At 39.6% G+C, this 15,292-nt stretch carries 16 protein-coding genes; 7 read left to right on the top strand and 9 right to left on the bottom strand.

Translation table 11 applies throughout. The annotated features are described in order from the left end of the window. The first annotated feature begins 263 nt into the window (after positions 1-263). The 7 genes from G6W45_RS06430 (at position 264) to G6W45_RS06400 (ending at position 4,561) form a co-directional block, all read left to right on the top strand. On the top strand, positions 264-845 hold the full coding sequence (locus tag G6W45_RS06430; protein ID WP_194167917.1) for a hypothetical protein: 582 nt from the start codon (positions 264-266) through the stop codon (positions 843-845). A gap of 74 nt (positions 846-919) precedes the next feature. Beyond that, positions 920-1,375, top strand: a complete 456-nt coding sequence (locus G6W45_RS06425) for a DUF736 family protein (protein WP_194167916.1) — start codon at positions 920-922, stop codon at positions 1,373-1,375. Positions 1,376-1,384: 9 nt separating this feature from the next. Beyond that, positions 1,385-1,594 (top strand): hypothetical protein, encoded by a 210-nt coding sequence (locus tag G6W45_RS06420; protein WP_194167915.1) that lies wholly within the window; start codon positions 1,385-1,387, stop codon positions 1,592-1,594. A 1-nt stretch (position 1,595) separates the two neighbouring features. Continuing rightward, positions 1,596-1,964 (top strand): hypothetical protein, encoded by a 369-nt coding sequence (locus G6W45_RS06415; RefSeq protein ID WP_158333404.1) that lies wholly within the window; start codon positions 1,596-1,598, stop codon positions 1,962-1,964. A gap of 8 nt (positions 1,965-1,972) precedes the next feature. Beyond that, entirely contained in the window at positions 1,973-2,422 is a 450-nt protein-coding gene (locus G6W45_RS06410) for a hypothetical protein (RefSeq protein ID WP_194167914.1), read from the top strand. Positions 2,423-2,432: 10 nt separating this feature from the next. After that, positions 2,433-2,636, top strand: a complete 204-nt coding sequence (locus tag G6W45_RS06405) for a helix-turn-helix domain-containing protein (protein WP_081370945.1) — start codon at positions 2,433-2,435, stop codon at positions 2,634-2,636. 1,391 nt (positions 2,637-4,027) lie between these two features. Next, complete coding sequence (locus tag G6W45_RS06400) at positions 4,028-4,561, top strand: ATPase (protein WP_194167913.1); 534 nt, start codon at positions 4,028-4,030, stop codon at positions 4,559-4,561. 73 nt (positions 4,562-4,634) lie between these two features. Here G6W45_RS06400 and G6W45_RS06395 read toward each other — a convergent pair whose 3' ends face one another. The 9 genes from G6W45_RS06395 to G6W45_RS06355 all read right to left on the bottom strand — a co-directional run bounded on the left by G6W45_RS06395 (position 4,635) and on the right by G6W45_RS06355 (position 15,291). Then, positions 4,635-6,920, bottom strand: coding sequence for a hypothetical protein (locus tag G6W45_RS06395; protein WP_194167912.1), 2,286 nt, complete (start codon positions 6,918-6,920; stop codon positions 4,635-4,637). Beyond that, positions 6,920-10,912 (bottom strand): putative barnase/colicin E5 family endoribonuclease, encoded by a 3,993-nt coding sequence (locus tag G6W45_RS06390; RefSeq protein WP_194167911.1) that lies wholly within the window; start codon positions 10,910-10,912, stop codon positions 6,920-6,922. The genes G6W45_RS06395 and G6W45_RS06390 overlap by 1 nt, the downstream gene beginning before the upstream one ends. Further along, positions 10,913-11,698 (bottom strand): hypothetical protein, encoded by a 786-nt coding sequence (locus tag G6W45_RS06385; protein ID WP_194167910.1) that lies wholly within the window; start codon positions 11,696-11,698, stop codon positions 10,913-10,915. Further along, the gene (locus G6W45_RS06380) at positions 11,685-11,984 is read right to left on the bottom strand and encodes a hypothetical protein (RefSeq protein ID WP_072595426.1); all 300 of its coding nucleotides are present in this window, start codon (positions 11,982-11,984) and stop codon (positions 11,685-11,687) included. The genes G6W45_RS06385 and G6W45_RS06380 overlap by 14 nt, the downstream gene beginning before the upstream one ends. Positions 11,985-12,046: 62 nt before the next feature. Further along, the gene (locus tag G6W45_RS06375; RefSeq protein ID WP_194167909.1) at positions 12,047-13,285 is read right to left on the bottom strand and encodes a hypothetical protein; all 1,239 of its coding nucleotides are present in this window, start codon (positions 13,283-13,285) and stop codon (positions 12,047-12,049) included. A gap of 54 nt (positions 13,286-13,339) precedes the next feature. Further along, positions 13,340-13,942: a hypothetical protein gene (locus G6W45_RS06370; RefSeq protein WP_194167908.1), complete on the bottom strand. Its 603-nt coding sequence runs from the start codon at positions 13,940-13,942 to the stop codon at positions 13,340-13,342. Next, positions 13,939-14,187 (bottom strand): hypothetical protein, encoded by a 249-nt coding sequence (locus tag G6W45_RS06365; protein WP_194167907.1) that lies wholly within the window; start codon positions 14,185-14,187, stop codon positions 13,939-13,941. The genes G6W45_RS06370 and G6W45_RS06365 overlap by 4 nt, the downstream gene beginning before the upstream one ends. Beyond that, positions 14,184-14,738: a glycosyl hydrolase 108 family protein gene (locus G6W45_RS06360; protein ID WP_194167906.1), complete on the bottom strand. Its 555-nt coding sequence runs from the start codon at positions 14,736-14,738 to the stop codon at positions 14,184-14,186. Before G6W45_RS06360 ends, G6W45_RS06365 begins: the two co-directional genes overlap by 4 nt. 220 nt (positions 14,739-14,958) lie before the next feature. After that, a complete protein-coding gene (locus G6W45_RS06355; protein ID WP_194167905.1) occupies positions 14,959-15,291 on the bottom strand; it encodes a hypothetical protein in 333 nt (110 codons plus the stop codon). Position 15,292 lies beyond the last annotated feature (1 nt).

Here is a 15,292-nt window from a genome sequence, read left to right as displayed (position 1 = left end):
CAATCTCGCCATTTTTGCCCCTATATTGTTCTGAAATTATTTTTTTGTTTTTAAAAATTTTTTTCATAACTATATATATAAAAAATGATGAGCCAAAGAGAATTCTTAAGCTATTAAATAACGATAATATCGTATTTAGATGCTAGCTCAAGTTATTTAAACTTATGAGCCAAAGAATTTATAGGATTACGTATTTTAAAGGTTTGGGGTGTCTCACAATTTTTCAAGAGTTGTGAGCCAAGCGAGCCAAAAAAGGAAAATAGATGAAGCAGATGAACGAAACGCAGCAAAAGGCTTTTGAGATATATCTTGAAAGTGCGACGTTTGAGAGCGACTATAAGCCTATTAGCGAAGAGCAGCTAGCTTCAAAGCTTGACGCTCTAGGATTAAAAGGATCGAGCAGCTCTATAAACCGCTGGAAAAAGGATTTTAATTGGGCGCAAGCCTTGCAAAACAAAGTAACTCTAGCTATGAGTGAAGACAAGCAGACTAGAAATTTGCTTCAAAGATCAAGCCTGGAAACCGTGGTTAAAAACACCAAGGTTGATATCGAGCGAAACAATGTCTTGCTAGCTGCTAGCTATGAGATCATGGAAGGTGAGGCAAGGCGTATCGTAGCTAGACAAAGAGAAACTGGTGCAGTTAGCGCAGAGGACTTTGAGAGAGCGAAATTTATCTCTACCCTCTCAGCTGGTAGAAGCGACAAGATGCTAGACCGCCTAGCTATCATGCCGCCAGAGGCTGTTTCAGCTCAGCAGCTTTTATCTCGTTTAAATGGGGTTAAGGTTGAGTTTGAGGACGATGTCATTGATGCAGAGGTGCAAGATGAAAAAGCTAGCTCTTAGGCTTATGCTGGCTTTTACGCTAGTTATTGTCTTAGCGATATTTCAAAATTTAGCAAATTTATAAAGGATAGAAGATGAACGTAGGCTATTTTAAACGCAAGAGCTATAAAAATGCTGATGGCAAAGAGATCTACTACACAGGTGGAACTATCATGATCCCATTTTTAAGACCCATAGAGGTAGTTATGCTTAGCACTAGCGCTGAAGATAGAAAGAAAAATCAAGACTTTCCAGGCTTTCACATTGCGCTTCAAAAGCCAAAAGGCTACGAGGGCGGTAGGCAGATCATAGGCACACTGTGGAATAGACAGAGCAAAGATGGTACAAAAAACTATTTAAGCGGTTTCATAGAAACACCGGCAGTGCCAGGCTATAAAGTATATATAGCTCTTTTTAACGCTGGCGAAAACGCCAAAGATGGCGTGCTATATGATGTCGTTTGGAACGCTCCTAGACGAAGCGAGCAACAAGACGTGCCACCTAGCGACGAGACTACATTTTACGTAGATGATGAGCAGATACCATTTTAAGGAGACGATATGGAAATTTCAATAAATGTAGAAGAATGTGAAGTAGGTGATTTTCTAGATCTCCTAAGTGGCAATTTAAAAAAGCAAAAGATCGTGCATCTTGCAAAAGCTATCGATTCTTTAGATGAGATCTCACTTAAAGATTTAGCCTACTATTTAGACAAAGATGTAGCAAAAGCTCTTCTAGAAGCCATCAATATTTATCATAGGGATTTTTAGTATGGAAACTTTTAAAATTTACGTTTGTAGTCCCTACTCGGTATTTGGGAACGATAAGAAAAAGGCAAGAGAGGTAGCCATCAAGGCGCTAGCAGAAGCCAACGAGTATTTTAACGGCGATGAGAAGTATGAGCTATTTAGCCCAGTTCTAAGTAACTCCGCCTATAGGAATTTAAGCTATAGCGAGGTTATGGCGATCTGCCTAAAACAGCTTGATAGTTGTGGCGCAATATTTATACCTAGTGAAAAAACTTGTGATCCAGACATCACTCAAAGCTCAAAAGGTATTTTGATGGAGATGAACCACGCTTTACTAAACGACTATGCGATTTACGACCCGGGCGCGCTGTTCGGGGCGATTGAAATATAGGATAATAAATGACTACAGCAGAGCTAAAAGACGCAGCCATCTTTGTGATGGCTTATTCGTTTTTAAAGATGGATAGCACGCAAGATCTAGGGCTTTTCATTAATAAAAAGGCGAGCAAATTTATAGATGAGTTGATTGAGATTATGTCGCCTATTGTGCAGCACTACTATGCTTTTAAAGAGCGTATAGAGCTTCAGATAACAGCCCTTGAAAACAAAGCCAGCGTTTGCAAAAGTGATTTTAGCACCACAGCACCACAACTTGCTTGTGATCTGCTCTATCTAAAATTTGCACCAAACAACCGCAAAGGTCAGCGCCTAGCTCCCATACTGGCCGAATTTTACGCTTGCAATAAAGATAAGATAGCGTATATTCTAAATAAAAGTTACGACACGAAATACAGCAAGGAAGCCGAGGACAGCCAAAACCTAGCGTATTTTTACATTGAAAATATTTAAAGGATAAAAAATGACTCCACTTTTACCTATAACAGATCCTATCACGACTAAGCAGGCTTGCGAGCTTTTAAAGTGCAATGCCGTAACCTTGTGGCGCTACGTCAGAGATGGTAAATTTAAAAAATATGCCATCACTCGCAAAAATGTCCTCTACTCCACAAGCGAGATCATGGCATTTCTTGAAGCCTCAGTAGTTTCACCATCTAGAGCTTAGAGCTCTATAAAAGACTGAGCATGAATGCAATTTTGGCCATAGTTATGATAATACTATTTTAGCGCAATTGCATTGATCGCAAGCTCCAACGCTGGCGCGTCCAAGCGGCCGGCTTGCCAAAGAATTTTTACTTATTTTTTATCAGCAGATTAGATAAAAGTGCGTTTTTTTGGGATATTGTCGCCATTTTAACCGCTCACAATATGAAAAAAGTTTGAAAATTTTAAAATTTTTAGTGTGACTGTAGTATTGTATGGCGCAGGCCAAGTGGGTTCATAGCCCCCCCTATCAAATATTTTATGGCCAGCTTTGATCTAGTAAGCAGCTCGCACAAACCAACCAATGCATCACACTCCAGCCAAGCCCACATAGCCAGCACACCCACGCAAAGACCAGTAGGCACATTAAATTGCCTCGTAATTTTTTCGTAATCCTAACCACAAGCGATAAACAATCCACAAATTCCCACGCATTTCGCCCAACGCTCGCTCAAAGCTTTGCCGTCTCAGACGCACCAGATCAAGAACCATACAAGTTTTCATCTCAAAGCTAGCGCGTCCAAACATTCCGCATCATTACGCCATCAAACCATATAACCGGAACTGTAAAAGAAATTTTGACAGTTGAGTTTTTGCACGCTCACGCTATTAAATATTACCACAAACCATACCAAAGCTTAAAAAATAAAACTAATCCACCTTACAAAAAGCCACTCTAACCTTAAAGAAAATCGCCATTTTTCATTAAAAACTAGCCAAATTTGCTCGCTCTAACCTTAAATCACTTCTCTTTACTACACGCAAAAGCCGTATTTTAGGCACTCTTTTATTTTTAGTATTGAAAAGTATAATTTTCATGACTAAATTTTCACACCATTTTTTGACCATTTTTGCCAAACTAACCTTAAGCCATTTTCTGCCAAAAAGCAAAAAAATAGACAACTATCAATGTGCAAATTTTATTTTTTACGCAGTAAATGTCCGGCCAAAATAGACGCCATACACCAAAACAAAGCCAGACCATTCACCAAAAAGCCACCAAACAAGCCAAATCCACGCCAACCGCATATCAAAAAACACAAAAACACGCCAAATATGTAAAAATGGGCTGGGATTGCTCTCAAAAACTCGCACACTCACCCCACCCCGACAATCCATCTCATTACTTGCTTTGGCCGCTACTGGTGTTCGAACTTACGCCACCACTACTAAGCAAAAGCCAATCCGCCCTCGCCGCCGCTAGCCGCCGCTTGCCTACTGTAATAATCCTACGATAGCCCTTTGCTAATCACATGGTAGTTAAGGCGAACAAACCTTAAACGAAACACTGGTCGAATCAGTTTGAATAAAAAATTGATAAAATTGCAGAATAATAAAAGATAAAGGTTAGACATGCAATCCAAAGAGCTTAACGAGCTTTTTTCAAGAGATAGACTAAAAGCATATACTAGCGAAGATGAGCATAGGGCAAATCTACTACTTATTGGCGATCTAGCACCAAAACTTGGTATCATCGAAATCATTACAAGAAATAAAATAGCACAAATTTTAGGAAACATGGATAGCGTTTTCATATCACGCCAAACATTTGGTTATTGGTGTAGAGTGATAGATCAAAACAAAATACACAACGATCTACTTGATCTGCGTGGATTAAATTTATCAAAATACTCTAAATTTAATCGGCAAAGCAAAAGCACTATGCTAAATTATAAAAAAGTAAAGATATGCTATTCGCTACTTCTGACCATTAGAAATAGGGCTTTACATTGGGAAAATCTATATAAGCTAAACACCGATGGCACACCGCGTATATCAACCAACTTAGATGGCATAGTAGTAGGCGTAGACCCTGAAAATTTAAAGCTTTTTATAGATGATATTTTATGCTGTTTTAATGAAGATTTAAAAGGATATCTTGAGTGAGGGCTTTAAAGCGCCCCCGGTGAATTGTAGGTTAATTATAACCGAAATCTTATTAAAAGTAAAGGAGCTCCCTTTACTCTGGAAATCTGATCTTAGAGCTTCCAAAAGAACCGCCACTTTGCCTACTTTGACGCAAAAGCCCTATGTCTAGCTTCACACCGTCGGCACTCGCAGCGTCTTTTATACGCTTAAATTTAGCCTCCGCCCTCGCCTTAGCCTCGCGCAGATCTGCAACACTTAGCTTTGCAACCCTTTCATTGTGAGCTTTTGCCTTTGCCACCTTCTCTTCATCTTTTGAGTTTGGTATCTTTACAGGCACAAACTGCTCATACTCTTTTCGAGCCTTTTTTAGCTCCTTGCCATACTCTTTTTTCTTGTCAAAGCGCCTTACACCAGCACCTCTTGCTATTATACCGCCAAAGCCTAGCTCATCTTTATTGTAGTCTTTTGGCGCGATATCTGCTCCAGTGATGTCGGCCACCGCCTGCGCTCCTAACTGTTGTCCGTAGCGGCCAAGAGGCGAGAGTGGCGGAAAGTAGCTTTTAGTTAGCTCAAGCAACCTTTTTGTCATCTTTACAGTATTAGGATCATCATCACTTTCTATCTTATAGCCTAGCGTACTCTTACCACTTGCTATATTTATAGCCCCTCCTACAAAGCCTCCGTTAAACTCTAGCTTGTCAAATCCATCAAACCTAAAGCCAGGCACCAAGCGGCCAGAGTTAAAATACCAGTTTGTATTACCAACTCTCATCCAGCTTTTTATACCCACAAGGTTTGGTAGTACACCACTCTCTGCCCATTCTGGCTTTGCTAGATTATCTCGCTCATTATCAGTGCCCAGCCACGCACTGCCGCCACCATAAGCCAGCATAGCTTGCATCATCAAAAATCTATCCGGACGCTTTAATGCAGCCTTTACCACCATCGGAGTTGATTTTACGGCATAGTGTAAAAATGGCTGAACCCCCGTTTTATCAAGCATTTTTAGAGTGCCATTGAAGTGAGTAGAATAATCAACATATGAATACTGCGCATCTTTCATCGCAGCCTTTAGCTCATCTGCACTAAATTTGCTAAAGTCATTTACGTCAAAGCCCTTGTCTTTGGCAATAATTTCAAGATTTTTCTTAAACCTAGCTATTTTAAATACCTTATCCTCCATCGAGTATAGATATCTAGCTTTCTCGCCACTCCAGCTACCCTCGGCCATATACGCTTCTTTTAATGCCTTGGTTAAGATATTGCCTTTTGACTCGCTTTGTAAAGGCTTTACCAGACCTTCGAGATCGTTTAGATGACTATCAAGCCCTAGCGAGTTAGCGAGATTCTCCCACTTTTTAAACTGTTTATCCCCTCTCATCCATGCGGCCGTAGTTTTAATTGCTTCATTAAAATCTCCATGCAAAAACGCTAGAGCCATATTTGAGCCAAAGTTATATAAGTGTGTAAAAGGATTTTTTACAGTCACATTTACCTTGACGTGATCAATCAGTTTAAAATACATATTGTTAAATTTCGCCATCTCACGCCCTAGCATCTCAGCCTCAGCTAGGGCTTTAGCGACGTCTTCAGGGACGTATTTACCAGCTAGTGCTCCATACTTCTTTATACCACCGCCTGCACTCTCATCAGACATCCTCACCCACTTTAGCCCCTCAGCTCCCTCAGGTGGCACATCTTTTGAAAATTTATCCGCAAACAGCTTTAGTGTTTGAGCCTTAAGGAGCTGCTTTTTTTGCTCTAGGATCGTGTTTGTGACCGCGAAGGCCGCATCGTCCTCGATCTGCCTTAGTTGCTTTTGCTCCCAGCTCATCTGTTTTCTAGCAAAAAATTTGCTTTGCCTTAGCGCCTTTGCGATACGGCCGTTTTCTTTAGCCTCGTCTAGGTGCTTTTTATAGTAGTGCTTGACGTAGTCTTTGATAACATTTTTTGATTCTAGTGCTCCAGCATCCACTAGAGCCTGCGCGCCGTTATCGATAGTCTTACGCACTTTTTCGTATAGCGGCCTTACGTGCTCAGGCAGCTCGCCGGGATCCATTTCACCATCTAGCGCCTTAAACATCGCCTTTCTATTTTCTAGGCTTAGTTTGCCAAGATACTCTTTAAACTGCCCAGCTTGAGTATATATAGCAGCTGTTGTTCTATGATATTCTCCTAGCAGATCGTCTATATCTTTAGCATGCTCTCTAATATCTAATAACTTGCCAGCAAATGGTATGTTTTCATCAGCCCACTTTGCAGCTTTATCAAGCCCAAGGCTTGCCTTATCAAAGGTATCATCAACCTTTAGCGCCCAACGGTCTAGTAGCTTACCTGATCTTTCTTGGATCTCTTTTAATGGACATTTTTCACTCATTAGCACAACCTCAATCCGTCTTTTATATTTCCATCTTTGTCTAGGTTTTTAGCTTTAAACTCTTCAAATTTAGCTATGGCCACCTTATATCCACTCTGAGCTGCCTTTTTTAGCTTATTTAGCTCGGCAGTCTTTAGTATTGCCTCTTTTTTGATAGGATCTAGCTCATTAAAGTATGCTGCCTTTACTTCAAAGCTCATATTTTTTAGCCTTGCTCTATCTCCTACGCCAGCTAACTCCTGAAGCGCATTCTCTTTTATAGGTATATTATCTATTTGAGACTTTGCGTATGCATCTATTCTTATCTTTCCATCTTCTGCTATATCTATAAAAAATCTCTTTTTATCTCCATCTTTACCTATCTTGTCAAAGTAAATTTTACTATCGCTGATTACTTTAAAGTCTGCGTTTTTTATATCATTTCTTAGGATGGTTAGCTGTTTATTGTTTAAATTTACGCTTTTACCAAGCCCTCTAGTAGCTATCTCTTTTTTATCAAATTTACTTATCAGATCATCTTTAAAATTTGAGTTGTTAAAGCTCTCTTTTTTCATCGCCGCTATACTCTCGTCTAGCTCTTTTTCAACGTTTGGATGCTCGCTTTTTATCTCTTCTATCTTGCGGCTGTGATAGACTTTTTCCTCGTTTTGCTGTATAACGTCCTTACCGTCTGAAGAGTGTTCTAAGGATTTTATATCGCCAGAGCTTCGGACGTTATTGTCCAAGGAGTGTTCTACGGGCTTCACCACAGAGCCTTGGACAGAATCGCTCGGCGTGGCAGTCTTCACGTCCGCTTTGATAGGAGTTTTGTCAAAGTCTGTCCTGCTGGCAAAAGCACTATCTTTTTCAAAAGCGGCTGAAGTGAGATTATCCCTTTTTGTAAAGACATCAGATGATACACTTGATGTCTCTGTGATTTTGGATATAATATGATCGTCGGTTGGCAAAAGAACAGAACTATCCTTTGCGTTAGCCTCAACGTCTTTGCTTGTAATATCGCTAGACTGAACAAACTTAGCGTTTTCCGACTTTGCATTACTTCTATCTCGATACGCTCCCTTTTGTATTTGTTGTGGTATAATTTCATTAGAGGTTAAAGGATGATTATCTCCTTTTGTAAAAGTATCAGATGATATACTTGATACTTTCCTCTCTTTTTCATAAGCTGTTACTATCCATTTATTTGGTGTTTTTTCGCCCATCCAATTATTTTTTAATACGACTTTATAACCATCTTTTTCTATTTGAATCGCTTCATTTTGCCTTATTTTTGTTTGTCCGTTTTTTATCACATCGTCTAAATTTTCAGCCGTTATCTCGGGATGTTTTGCCTTGATTTTAGCCAGTCCATATCCTTGCAATGCGCCTTTTTGATCTTGCCAAACTTTTCCCCAAACAAGATCTATATCGCCTAACTCTTTTCTATAAAAAGCACCTGCTACTTGCCCTTGTTTTTCGGCTAGTAGTTTTTGCACAGCACCTTCACCATTATGATAAAACTCCGCATAATTTTCGCCAAATTCCTTGATTGGCACTATGCCGTTTGTTTTTTCTATCTCGCTTCTTATTTCCTTTATACCTTTATTTGAAAAACCTTTTGCTGTATTCATAAGATTGTCATAAAACTTTGGAGCAACTTTTTTTAGTGCTACAACCGCAGCTTTGCTACCAACAAGCCCCACTAAAAATCCAGCTGCGAATCTATTTGGATTAAAGCTTCCATCTTCATCGATAGAATTTAGTGTGCCAGCAACCAAACCACTTGCTATGTGAGAGTTAGCATTGATATTTCTGCCACCTTTTGGATTATATAGACTTCCAAATTCTCGCTCAAAGTCTTCCATATCAGCATATTCACTCCCTTTTTTATACTCATAGCCGAGTGCTTCGCTGCTTTCAAGATCAGATTTTAGTTTATTAAAAGTAGCCTCATCCATCTTGCCAGCTCTTATCTTTGCGACGTCAGCTTTTGTAGTTAAAAAATCAGCCTTATAGTTTTTTTCATAACCTGCTGGAGTTAGCTTATACTCCCAGCCGCCAACTCCGTCGTTGCTTTCAATGGTTCTGTCAGTTATCCTACTTTTTCCATGCCTTGCATCTTTAGATAATACATTTTCTCTATCGCTTAAGAATTTATCAATATCATATTCATTTACAAGCTTTTTATACTCTTCTTGCGTTTGCCCTACATGTCCTCTTATCTCATTATCGCCGCTTCCTTGTTCTTCCACCATTTGCTTGCTTGCAGCTGTGGCATCAGTATCGCCATCTGTTTTAAAGGCTGGTTGCTGCTCCATTTGCTCATCGCTCTGGGCTGTCCGCTTTGTCTGGCTAGTGCTTGAAGTATTGCGTCCGCCTTTGCGTAATATCTCCTCATCGTCTCCTTGTCGTTCTCCTGTTCGGCTTGCATTATCGCCGATATCAGAAACGCTATCTGATAATCCGTTATTTTTTGCTTCTTCATTGACAAAACCACCCCCTAATTCATCTCTATCTCTGATCTCGTTAGCTATTTGTGCTTGAATTTTATTCTCATACGCCTGGGCCACTTTTGAATTTGCATAGTCTTTGGCAATGTTTATATCTTTATTTATGTATGCTTGTGTAAAGGCCTGCACACTCTCATCACTAAAACCTCTTTGTTTTAGCCTTGTGGCATAAATTTCTGGAGTATAAGCCTGTGCTGCAATATCTTTTTCAAGCGCATAAAATATTCCTTGTCCAGCAAGTCTAGCATCCACGTCTGCTCCGTCGTTATAGGCTCTAGTGTAGTTTATTTCATCTGCACTTGGCTTAAATTTAGCATTGATTAGCTCCCTAGTCGCACTTGGTGACATACCTTGTTTTTGATATTCATTAATGGCTTTTTGTGTATCTGCGTATCTTATGGCTGATTGCTCTCTTGCATTATTTATACTAGCTTGTGCGGTTTGTATCCGCTCACCATAAGCTTTAGCGTAGTCTCTTTGGATCTCGAAGTTTTTAAATTTAACTATATCTGCATAAGTGTCTGCATCCGTCCAGTCGCTTTTTTCTTTGCCTTGCATAGCCTCTTTTAATACATTTGTGGCCGTATCTTCATCAAGCCCAGCCTCTTTTGTGGCAAACTCCCCAGCAGTCATTGTCTGAGCCTCTTTTAACTCAGCGCCCACGCCATCTCCACTGGCACTATTGCCGCCGTCTAAAAACTCACTATTTTGAGCATTGTCTATCGCATCAGCCTCATTTGCCACCCTACTTGCTTGACGCTTTGCTATGAGCTTACTTATGCCTTGGATGCCTTGATCTATTGCGTGCCCTAAAACAAAACCACCAGCTGCACCGTAGCCTATATTTTTCAATGTCTCTTCATCGTTTTTACCTTCACCAAGAGCCATTACACCACCGCTTGCTGCACCAGTACCTGCGAAAAATAAGGTCTTTTTACCAAATTGTGCTAACTTGCTACCTTTGCTAAGCAGTCCAGCTCCACCTATAAAATTTATAGGATCGCCAACCATCTCTGTGCCTATTTCAGCTAAACGGCTACCCCATGACGTCTCGCCAGTAGCCTTTTCGTAGTCATCTCGCATATTCTCAACATTTTTTATCCTAGGGCGCAGAGAATTTTCTAGGCCATTTTGATAGATATAGTTTCCATCTTTATCACGCTTACCTTCATAAAATGGATTTATAAAGTCACCAACTCGCTCAACAGTGTTAGCTATACCTGCAACCGTCTTAGCAGCACCAAGAGTCCAGCCATGTTTTTTTGGGCCAAAATCTTCAAATTTTTGTGCATTTTTAGCTTCTTCCTCGTTGATATCTCCGCGCATGATGCCTTGAACCAACTTGCCGTCTAGCCCGGCGTCAGATAGCTTATTTCGTTTGGCTTGCTTATCGGCAGCATACTGACGTTTAGCCATATCTGTGATCAGGCTTGGCAAAAAGCCCATGCTTTCTAATTGTGCTATCTTTTCATCGCCCAAATATTCACGTATGGTAATAGCCATTTACATCTCTCCATCATCACCAAAAATAAGTGGCTTTTTCTTTGATAAGTCTTTTTGTCTATCTTTATATTCAGCCTGATTGCCTTTTGCCTCACTTCTAGCAGATGATTCCCTTGTTAGCTCATCTACAAAATTTTTATTAAGATAGTATCCATCTTTGGTATTTCTTGCCACGCCAAGGTGTGCATATTCGTTATATGTAGCCGCGTTTACTTTCACCCAGTCATCATCACCTGTGGCAGCCTTATTTTTACTAAAACGCTGCATTATATTTCCTATGGCCAGAACCTCTGCATCGCTCTTGCCCTTTGTCTCATTTGGGAAAAATTGTCTAAATGCCGCTACATTAGCAGCATCTTCTTGTTTTTGTCGCTCTATTTTATCGGTACGCTCCTGTGCTTGCGTGTTATAGTAGTTAGCTTGAGTATTGACCCTGGCCCAGTCTACAGCCCTATCTCTATTTGCTCTTAGCTCATCTATACTTAGCTTTTTCTCATTAAAGATGCGGTCTTTTTCGTCTTTGTCTTTTTGATACGCTAGCTCATCACCTCTAGCCTTCATCATTTCATTATGTGAATTTTTTCTAAAATTTAGCTCATCATTTCTAAAAAGTTTTTCTTCTTGATACCTTTTGTTCTCATCATCTATCTTTTGGCGATTTAGACCTATATCTGCTATATCCTTTACACCATTTGCAACAGCACCAAGAGCTGCAGCATACCCAGCCTTAGGACTTAGCGGACTTAATTCTGGACGTCTTAAAAACTCTATATTAAAGTAGCCCATTCTTCTTTTTCTCCTCTTCTTCCTTATCACTCATGCCAGCTGCTGATCTAGCCCAACCTTGCTCTAAATTTTGCTGCATCTGCTTTTGGCGTGCTTTCTCATCTTTTAAAATTTGCAGATTTAGATTGTAGTTTTTCATGGCTAGATCATTTTGCTTTTTAGCTTGCCTGCCTTGCTCTACCGCACTCCATATCCCAGCACCAGCACCAAGTAACGACCCAAATGCTTTTAGTCCATCTGCATTTTGGCTAGCCTTATCTCCTAAATTTTTTAAAAAATCCCACATACTAAGCTCCTTTTTTTAGTGATATTATTACTAGCTTATTTCCTAAAAAACATATATTTTTACTATCCCATAGCTCCGCCACTAGCACTATTTCTACCAGCGCCGTTTCTATCATGCGAGCTATTTCTACCAGCATTGCCATGTTTTTCTGCCTGTCTTTGTCTACTTTTTTCACTACGACTCATACCTGAAGAGCTACCACTAGAACTACCATGTTTCTCAGCTTGCCTTTGTCTACTCTTGTCGCTACGACTCATCTTTGAAGCTTTATCAAGATCCCTGGCCATACTCCTAGCCATACCCAAAGCACTATCTCTTTCTTTCTTGTTTAGTCCCTTTTCTTTACCACTTACTAGATTGTCGCCAACTTGACCTATATACATTCCAAATTTAGTTTTTATGCCAGCTATTTGCCCAGTTCTTTGATAGCTCTCTTTATCATATGCCAAATCTTTTGTTGGTACACCACCAAACATAGATTTTACTCCATCCAAAAAAGATAAAGGTGCTTCATATATCCCATGACCTATCTCGTTAAACCCCGCTATATCACCACCAAAACCATAGCTTATATCAAGACCACTAGCTACTTCAAAGGCTTCATCTAAAACAGAGCCTAGTACCATACTAAGCCCTAGCGTAGCAAATCCAGCTTGCAGTCCTAAAGCTTTACCTAAAAGCCCTGCGGCCACATCTGCAATTTTTGCAGTTGAGACTTGACTTACGACATCTGCTACAACAGCACCACTTACCTTTCCATCATAAGCCCATCCGGCAACTATCGCACCAATAACTCCAAATTTGGTATATGCTATATTTTGCAAAGTCTGTTTAAAAAAGCCCTTTTGCCTTTGCTCCACCAACTCTCTAAGGAAATTTCCATCAGTGGTAGTTCTTTTACTAATAGATTCATCATCCATAGAAAAACCCATCTTACCACCGCTTTTTTCATGTAGCCTATTGGCTAGCTTTACTATCTTGTCGGTATCTTCACTTATCTCATCATATATCTCTTTTTCTCGTCTCTTTTCATCGGCTGTTTTATAAAAGATTATTTGCATAGGCATCAATGCAAACTCAACAAAATCCTCATTGAGCTCCATCATAGATGAGATCTTATCTACAAAAAAAGGTAAAAAGATAGAAGTGTAATTTATATTAGAAGCCCTGCCGATTACGTAAGCAGCACCAGCAGCAAAGGTGTTAGCATAAAGTTCTCCACCAGCTAGATAGCTAAATGCATCATCTGGTTCTTTGTTTGTTATGTTTAATTCATCATTAAAGGCAATAAACTGGCTCATTTTACCAGCCTCGCTTTGCTTCGCTTAGAAATGCCCCCTTTGGAGTCGCGTTGCTCATTTTATTTTAGGTAAATTAAAATTTTTTACCTTTTTAATATTTATACCAGCTCTTTTGATAATCTCATCTATTATATTAAAGAGGTATTCAAACATATCAGAAGGTACGCTAAGATTTCCATTAGAAACATTTTGCATAAAGTCACCAGTCATCATGCCAGCCTTTATTATTCTATTGTCATTTATCTGCTCTTTTATGGCCAATTGTTGCTCTTCAGCTAGCTTAGTTTCGGCCTTTGTCTTTTCGGTTTGAGCCTTTGTAAGCTCTATTTGCATCTGTAAATTTTGTTTATCAAGCTCTAGCCTATCTCTAAGCCCTTGGTTTTTGAGCTCCAAAGCTTCAAGCTCTTTTTCTAACGTTAAAGCCTTGGTTGCAACATCGCCGGCTGCATCCATTGCTTTTGTTGTAAAGGCAATCGTCATCTCAGCCATAAGCGAGGTTATAAATTTAGCCCTAGCATCATCTGTTATTTGAAAGTTATCAAACTCACTTTTTATATGAGCTAAAGCCTTTTGATATATCGAGCGCTCGCCAGTACTACTTGCCAAAATTGCTTCAAAATTTTCTACAAAATTATCTTTATAATTGATCGCACTCATGCTAATCCCTTTCTTATTCTGTCTAATTTATTTATTTTTAACTTCTGTACATTTACCTCTTCTTGCAAACCACCAACAGCCGTCTTAATACCATTATTTTCTATATCACTTATCCTGCTAGATAGCGCATTTATGGCATTATTTATATCACCAAATGAGCTCTCGTAAGATAAAACCTTACTTTTTAGATCATCTATTTGAGTCTGTTGTTTTTTTATTTTTTCATCTAATTCTTCAATAGTCATACTGCCTCCGCCCTTCTTCTCCAACCATTAGCATAGACTCTCAATTTTGGATTTTGTTTAATTAGCATGTTGTAGTGTTCAAGCTCCGCTCTATCAAACTCTTTGTCAAATTTCTCTTCATCTACTTTATTTATAGCAGCCAAGCTTATCTCACCCATTATGCCGTCATCTACTACACCAGCTATTCGTTGTGCGACTCTTATGGCAGGTTTTGTATCGGCATTTACACCAAATATAAACATTTCATTGGCCTTTAGCTGACTATTAATTTCACCAAGCCTCATCCTATCCCAATACTTTTGCTTGTAAAATTTCCAAACTTCATCACGAAGATCCTTGTTATCAAACAGTACCCTTGATATTTTTTCGATATCACCACCATAAGCTAACGCAGCAAGTATCTCATTCCAACCTTTCCAGCTTGAATGATACTTTTGATATATCCCCATAAATGTCCACTCACGCTCGGTAGGATTTTTGTGTAAAGCTTTTTCAGGGCGACTAAACTCTAAACTCATTAAAATTTGAAAAGCGTTGTTAAAATCTGCCATATTCACTCCTTGTGTTAATCTTTTTAAGATTTTTTAACACATTGCTTTGACGTGTTAAAATTTTCATCAAATACCCCATCGCTAGCATCGCGTAAGCGATATGCTTCGCTCACTCGCTTGCGCACTGACGACGTCGTCGTCCTCTAAAGGCGCTCACTCTCCCATAACTCTACTCCATACGGCGCATCTGGTGCGCTGTGCTTGCATGCCTTGCAATATCTCACTGCTTGTCATCGCCAAATTCCTCGTGTTTAAAATTTCCGCCGTAGTCGTCATAACCATCGTATCTCCTTCCAGCCTTGCTTGATACAAAGTCTCTAACAAATATCAGTGCCTCACTTCCCATCCAAGCACCCACACCACAAATCGCAAAACTCACATGTTCGTCCTTGGCAAAAAAGTAAGCTATCTCATAAACTACATATGCACTAAAACAGCCATCCCACGTCCGTTTGAGTAAAATTTTTATACCTCTACCACCATTTTTTATAAAAGCGGTGATAGATCCTGCACAACCTATGATTAATACATAAAACAAATAATGTAGTTCCACG

It is taken from the genome of Campylobacter concisus (assembly GCF_015229955.1).
Classification (GTDB): domain Bacteria; phylum Campylobacterota; class Campylobacteria; order Campylobacterales; family Campylobacteraceae; genus Campylobacter_A; species Campylobacter_A concisus_AT.
This window is presented reverse-complemented; position numbering and strand designations above follow the sequence as displayed.

Excerpts from the sequence above, each read along its gene's own strand:
- G6W45_RS06430 (WP_194167917.1), top strand. The coding sequence starts at position 264 with ATGAAGCAGATGAACGAAACGCAGCAAAAGGCTTTTGAGATATATCTT.
- G6W45_RS06425 (WP_194167916.1), top strand. The coding sequence starts at position 920 with ATGAACGTAGGCTATTTTAAACGCAAGAGCTATAAAAATGCTGATGGC.
- G6W45_RS06420 (WP_194167915.1), top strand. The coding sequence starts at position 1,385 with ATGGAAATTTCAATAAATGTAGAAGAATGTGAAGTAGGTGATTTTCTA.
- G6W45_RS06415 (WP_158333404.1), top strand. The coding sequence starts at position 1,596 with ATGGAAACTTTTAAAATTTACGTTTGTAGTCCCTACTCGGTATTTGGG.
- G6W45_RS06410 (WP_194167914.1), top strand. The coding sequence starts at position 1,973 with ATGACTACAGCAGAGCTAAAAGACGCAGCCATCTTTGTGATGGCTTAT.
- G6W45_RS06405 (WP_081370945.1), top strand. The coding sequence starts at position 2,433 with ATGACTCCACTTTTACCTATAACAGATCCTATCACGACTAAGCAGGCT.
- G6W45_RS06400 (WP_194167913.1), top strand. The coding sequence starts at position 4,028 with ATGCAATCCAAAGAGCTTAACGAGCTTTTTTCAAGAGATAGACTAAAA.
- G6W45_RS06395 (WP_194167912.1), bottom strand. The coding sequence starts at position 6,920 with ATGAGTGAAAAATGTCCATTAAAAGAGATCCAAGAAAGATCAGGTAAG.
- G6W45_RS06390 (WP_194167911.1), bottom strand. The coding sequence starts at position 10,912 with ATGGCTATTACCATACGTGAATATTTGGGCGATGAAAAGATAGCACAA.
- G6W45_RS06385 (WP_194167910.1), bottom strand. The coding sequence starts at position 11,698 with ATGGGCTACTTTAATATAGAGTTTTTAAGACGTCCAGAATTAAGTCCG.
- G6W45_RS06380 (WP_072595426.1), bottom strand. The coding sequence starts at position 11,984 with ATGTGGGATTTTTTAAAAAATTTAGGAGATAAGGCTAGCCAAAATGCA.
- G6W45_RS06375 (WP_194167909.1), bottom strand. The coding sequence starts at position 13,285 with ATGAGCCAGTTTATTGCCTTTAATGATGAATTAAACATAACAAACAAA.
- G6W45_RS06370 (WP_194167908.1), bottom strand. The coding sequence starts at position 13,942 with ATGAGTGCGATCAATTATAAAGATAATTTTGTAGAAAATTTTGAAGCA.
- G6W45_RS06365 (WP_194167907.1), bottom strand. The coding sequence starts at position 14,187 with ATGACTATTGAAGAATTAGATGAAAAAATAAAAAAACAACAGACTCAA.
- G6W45_RS06360 (WP_194167906.1), bottom strand. The coding sequence starts at position 14,738 with ATGGCAGATTTTAACAACGCTTTTCAAATTTTAATGAGTTTAGAGTTT.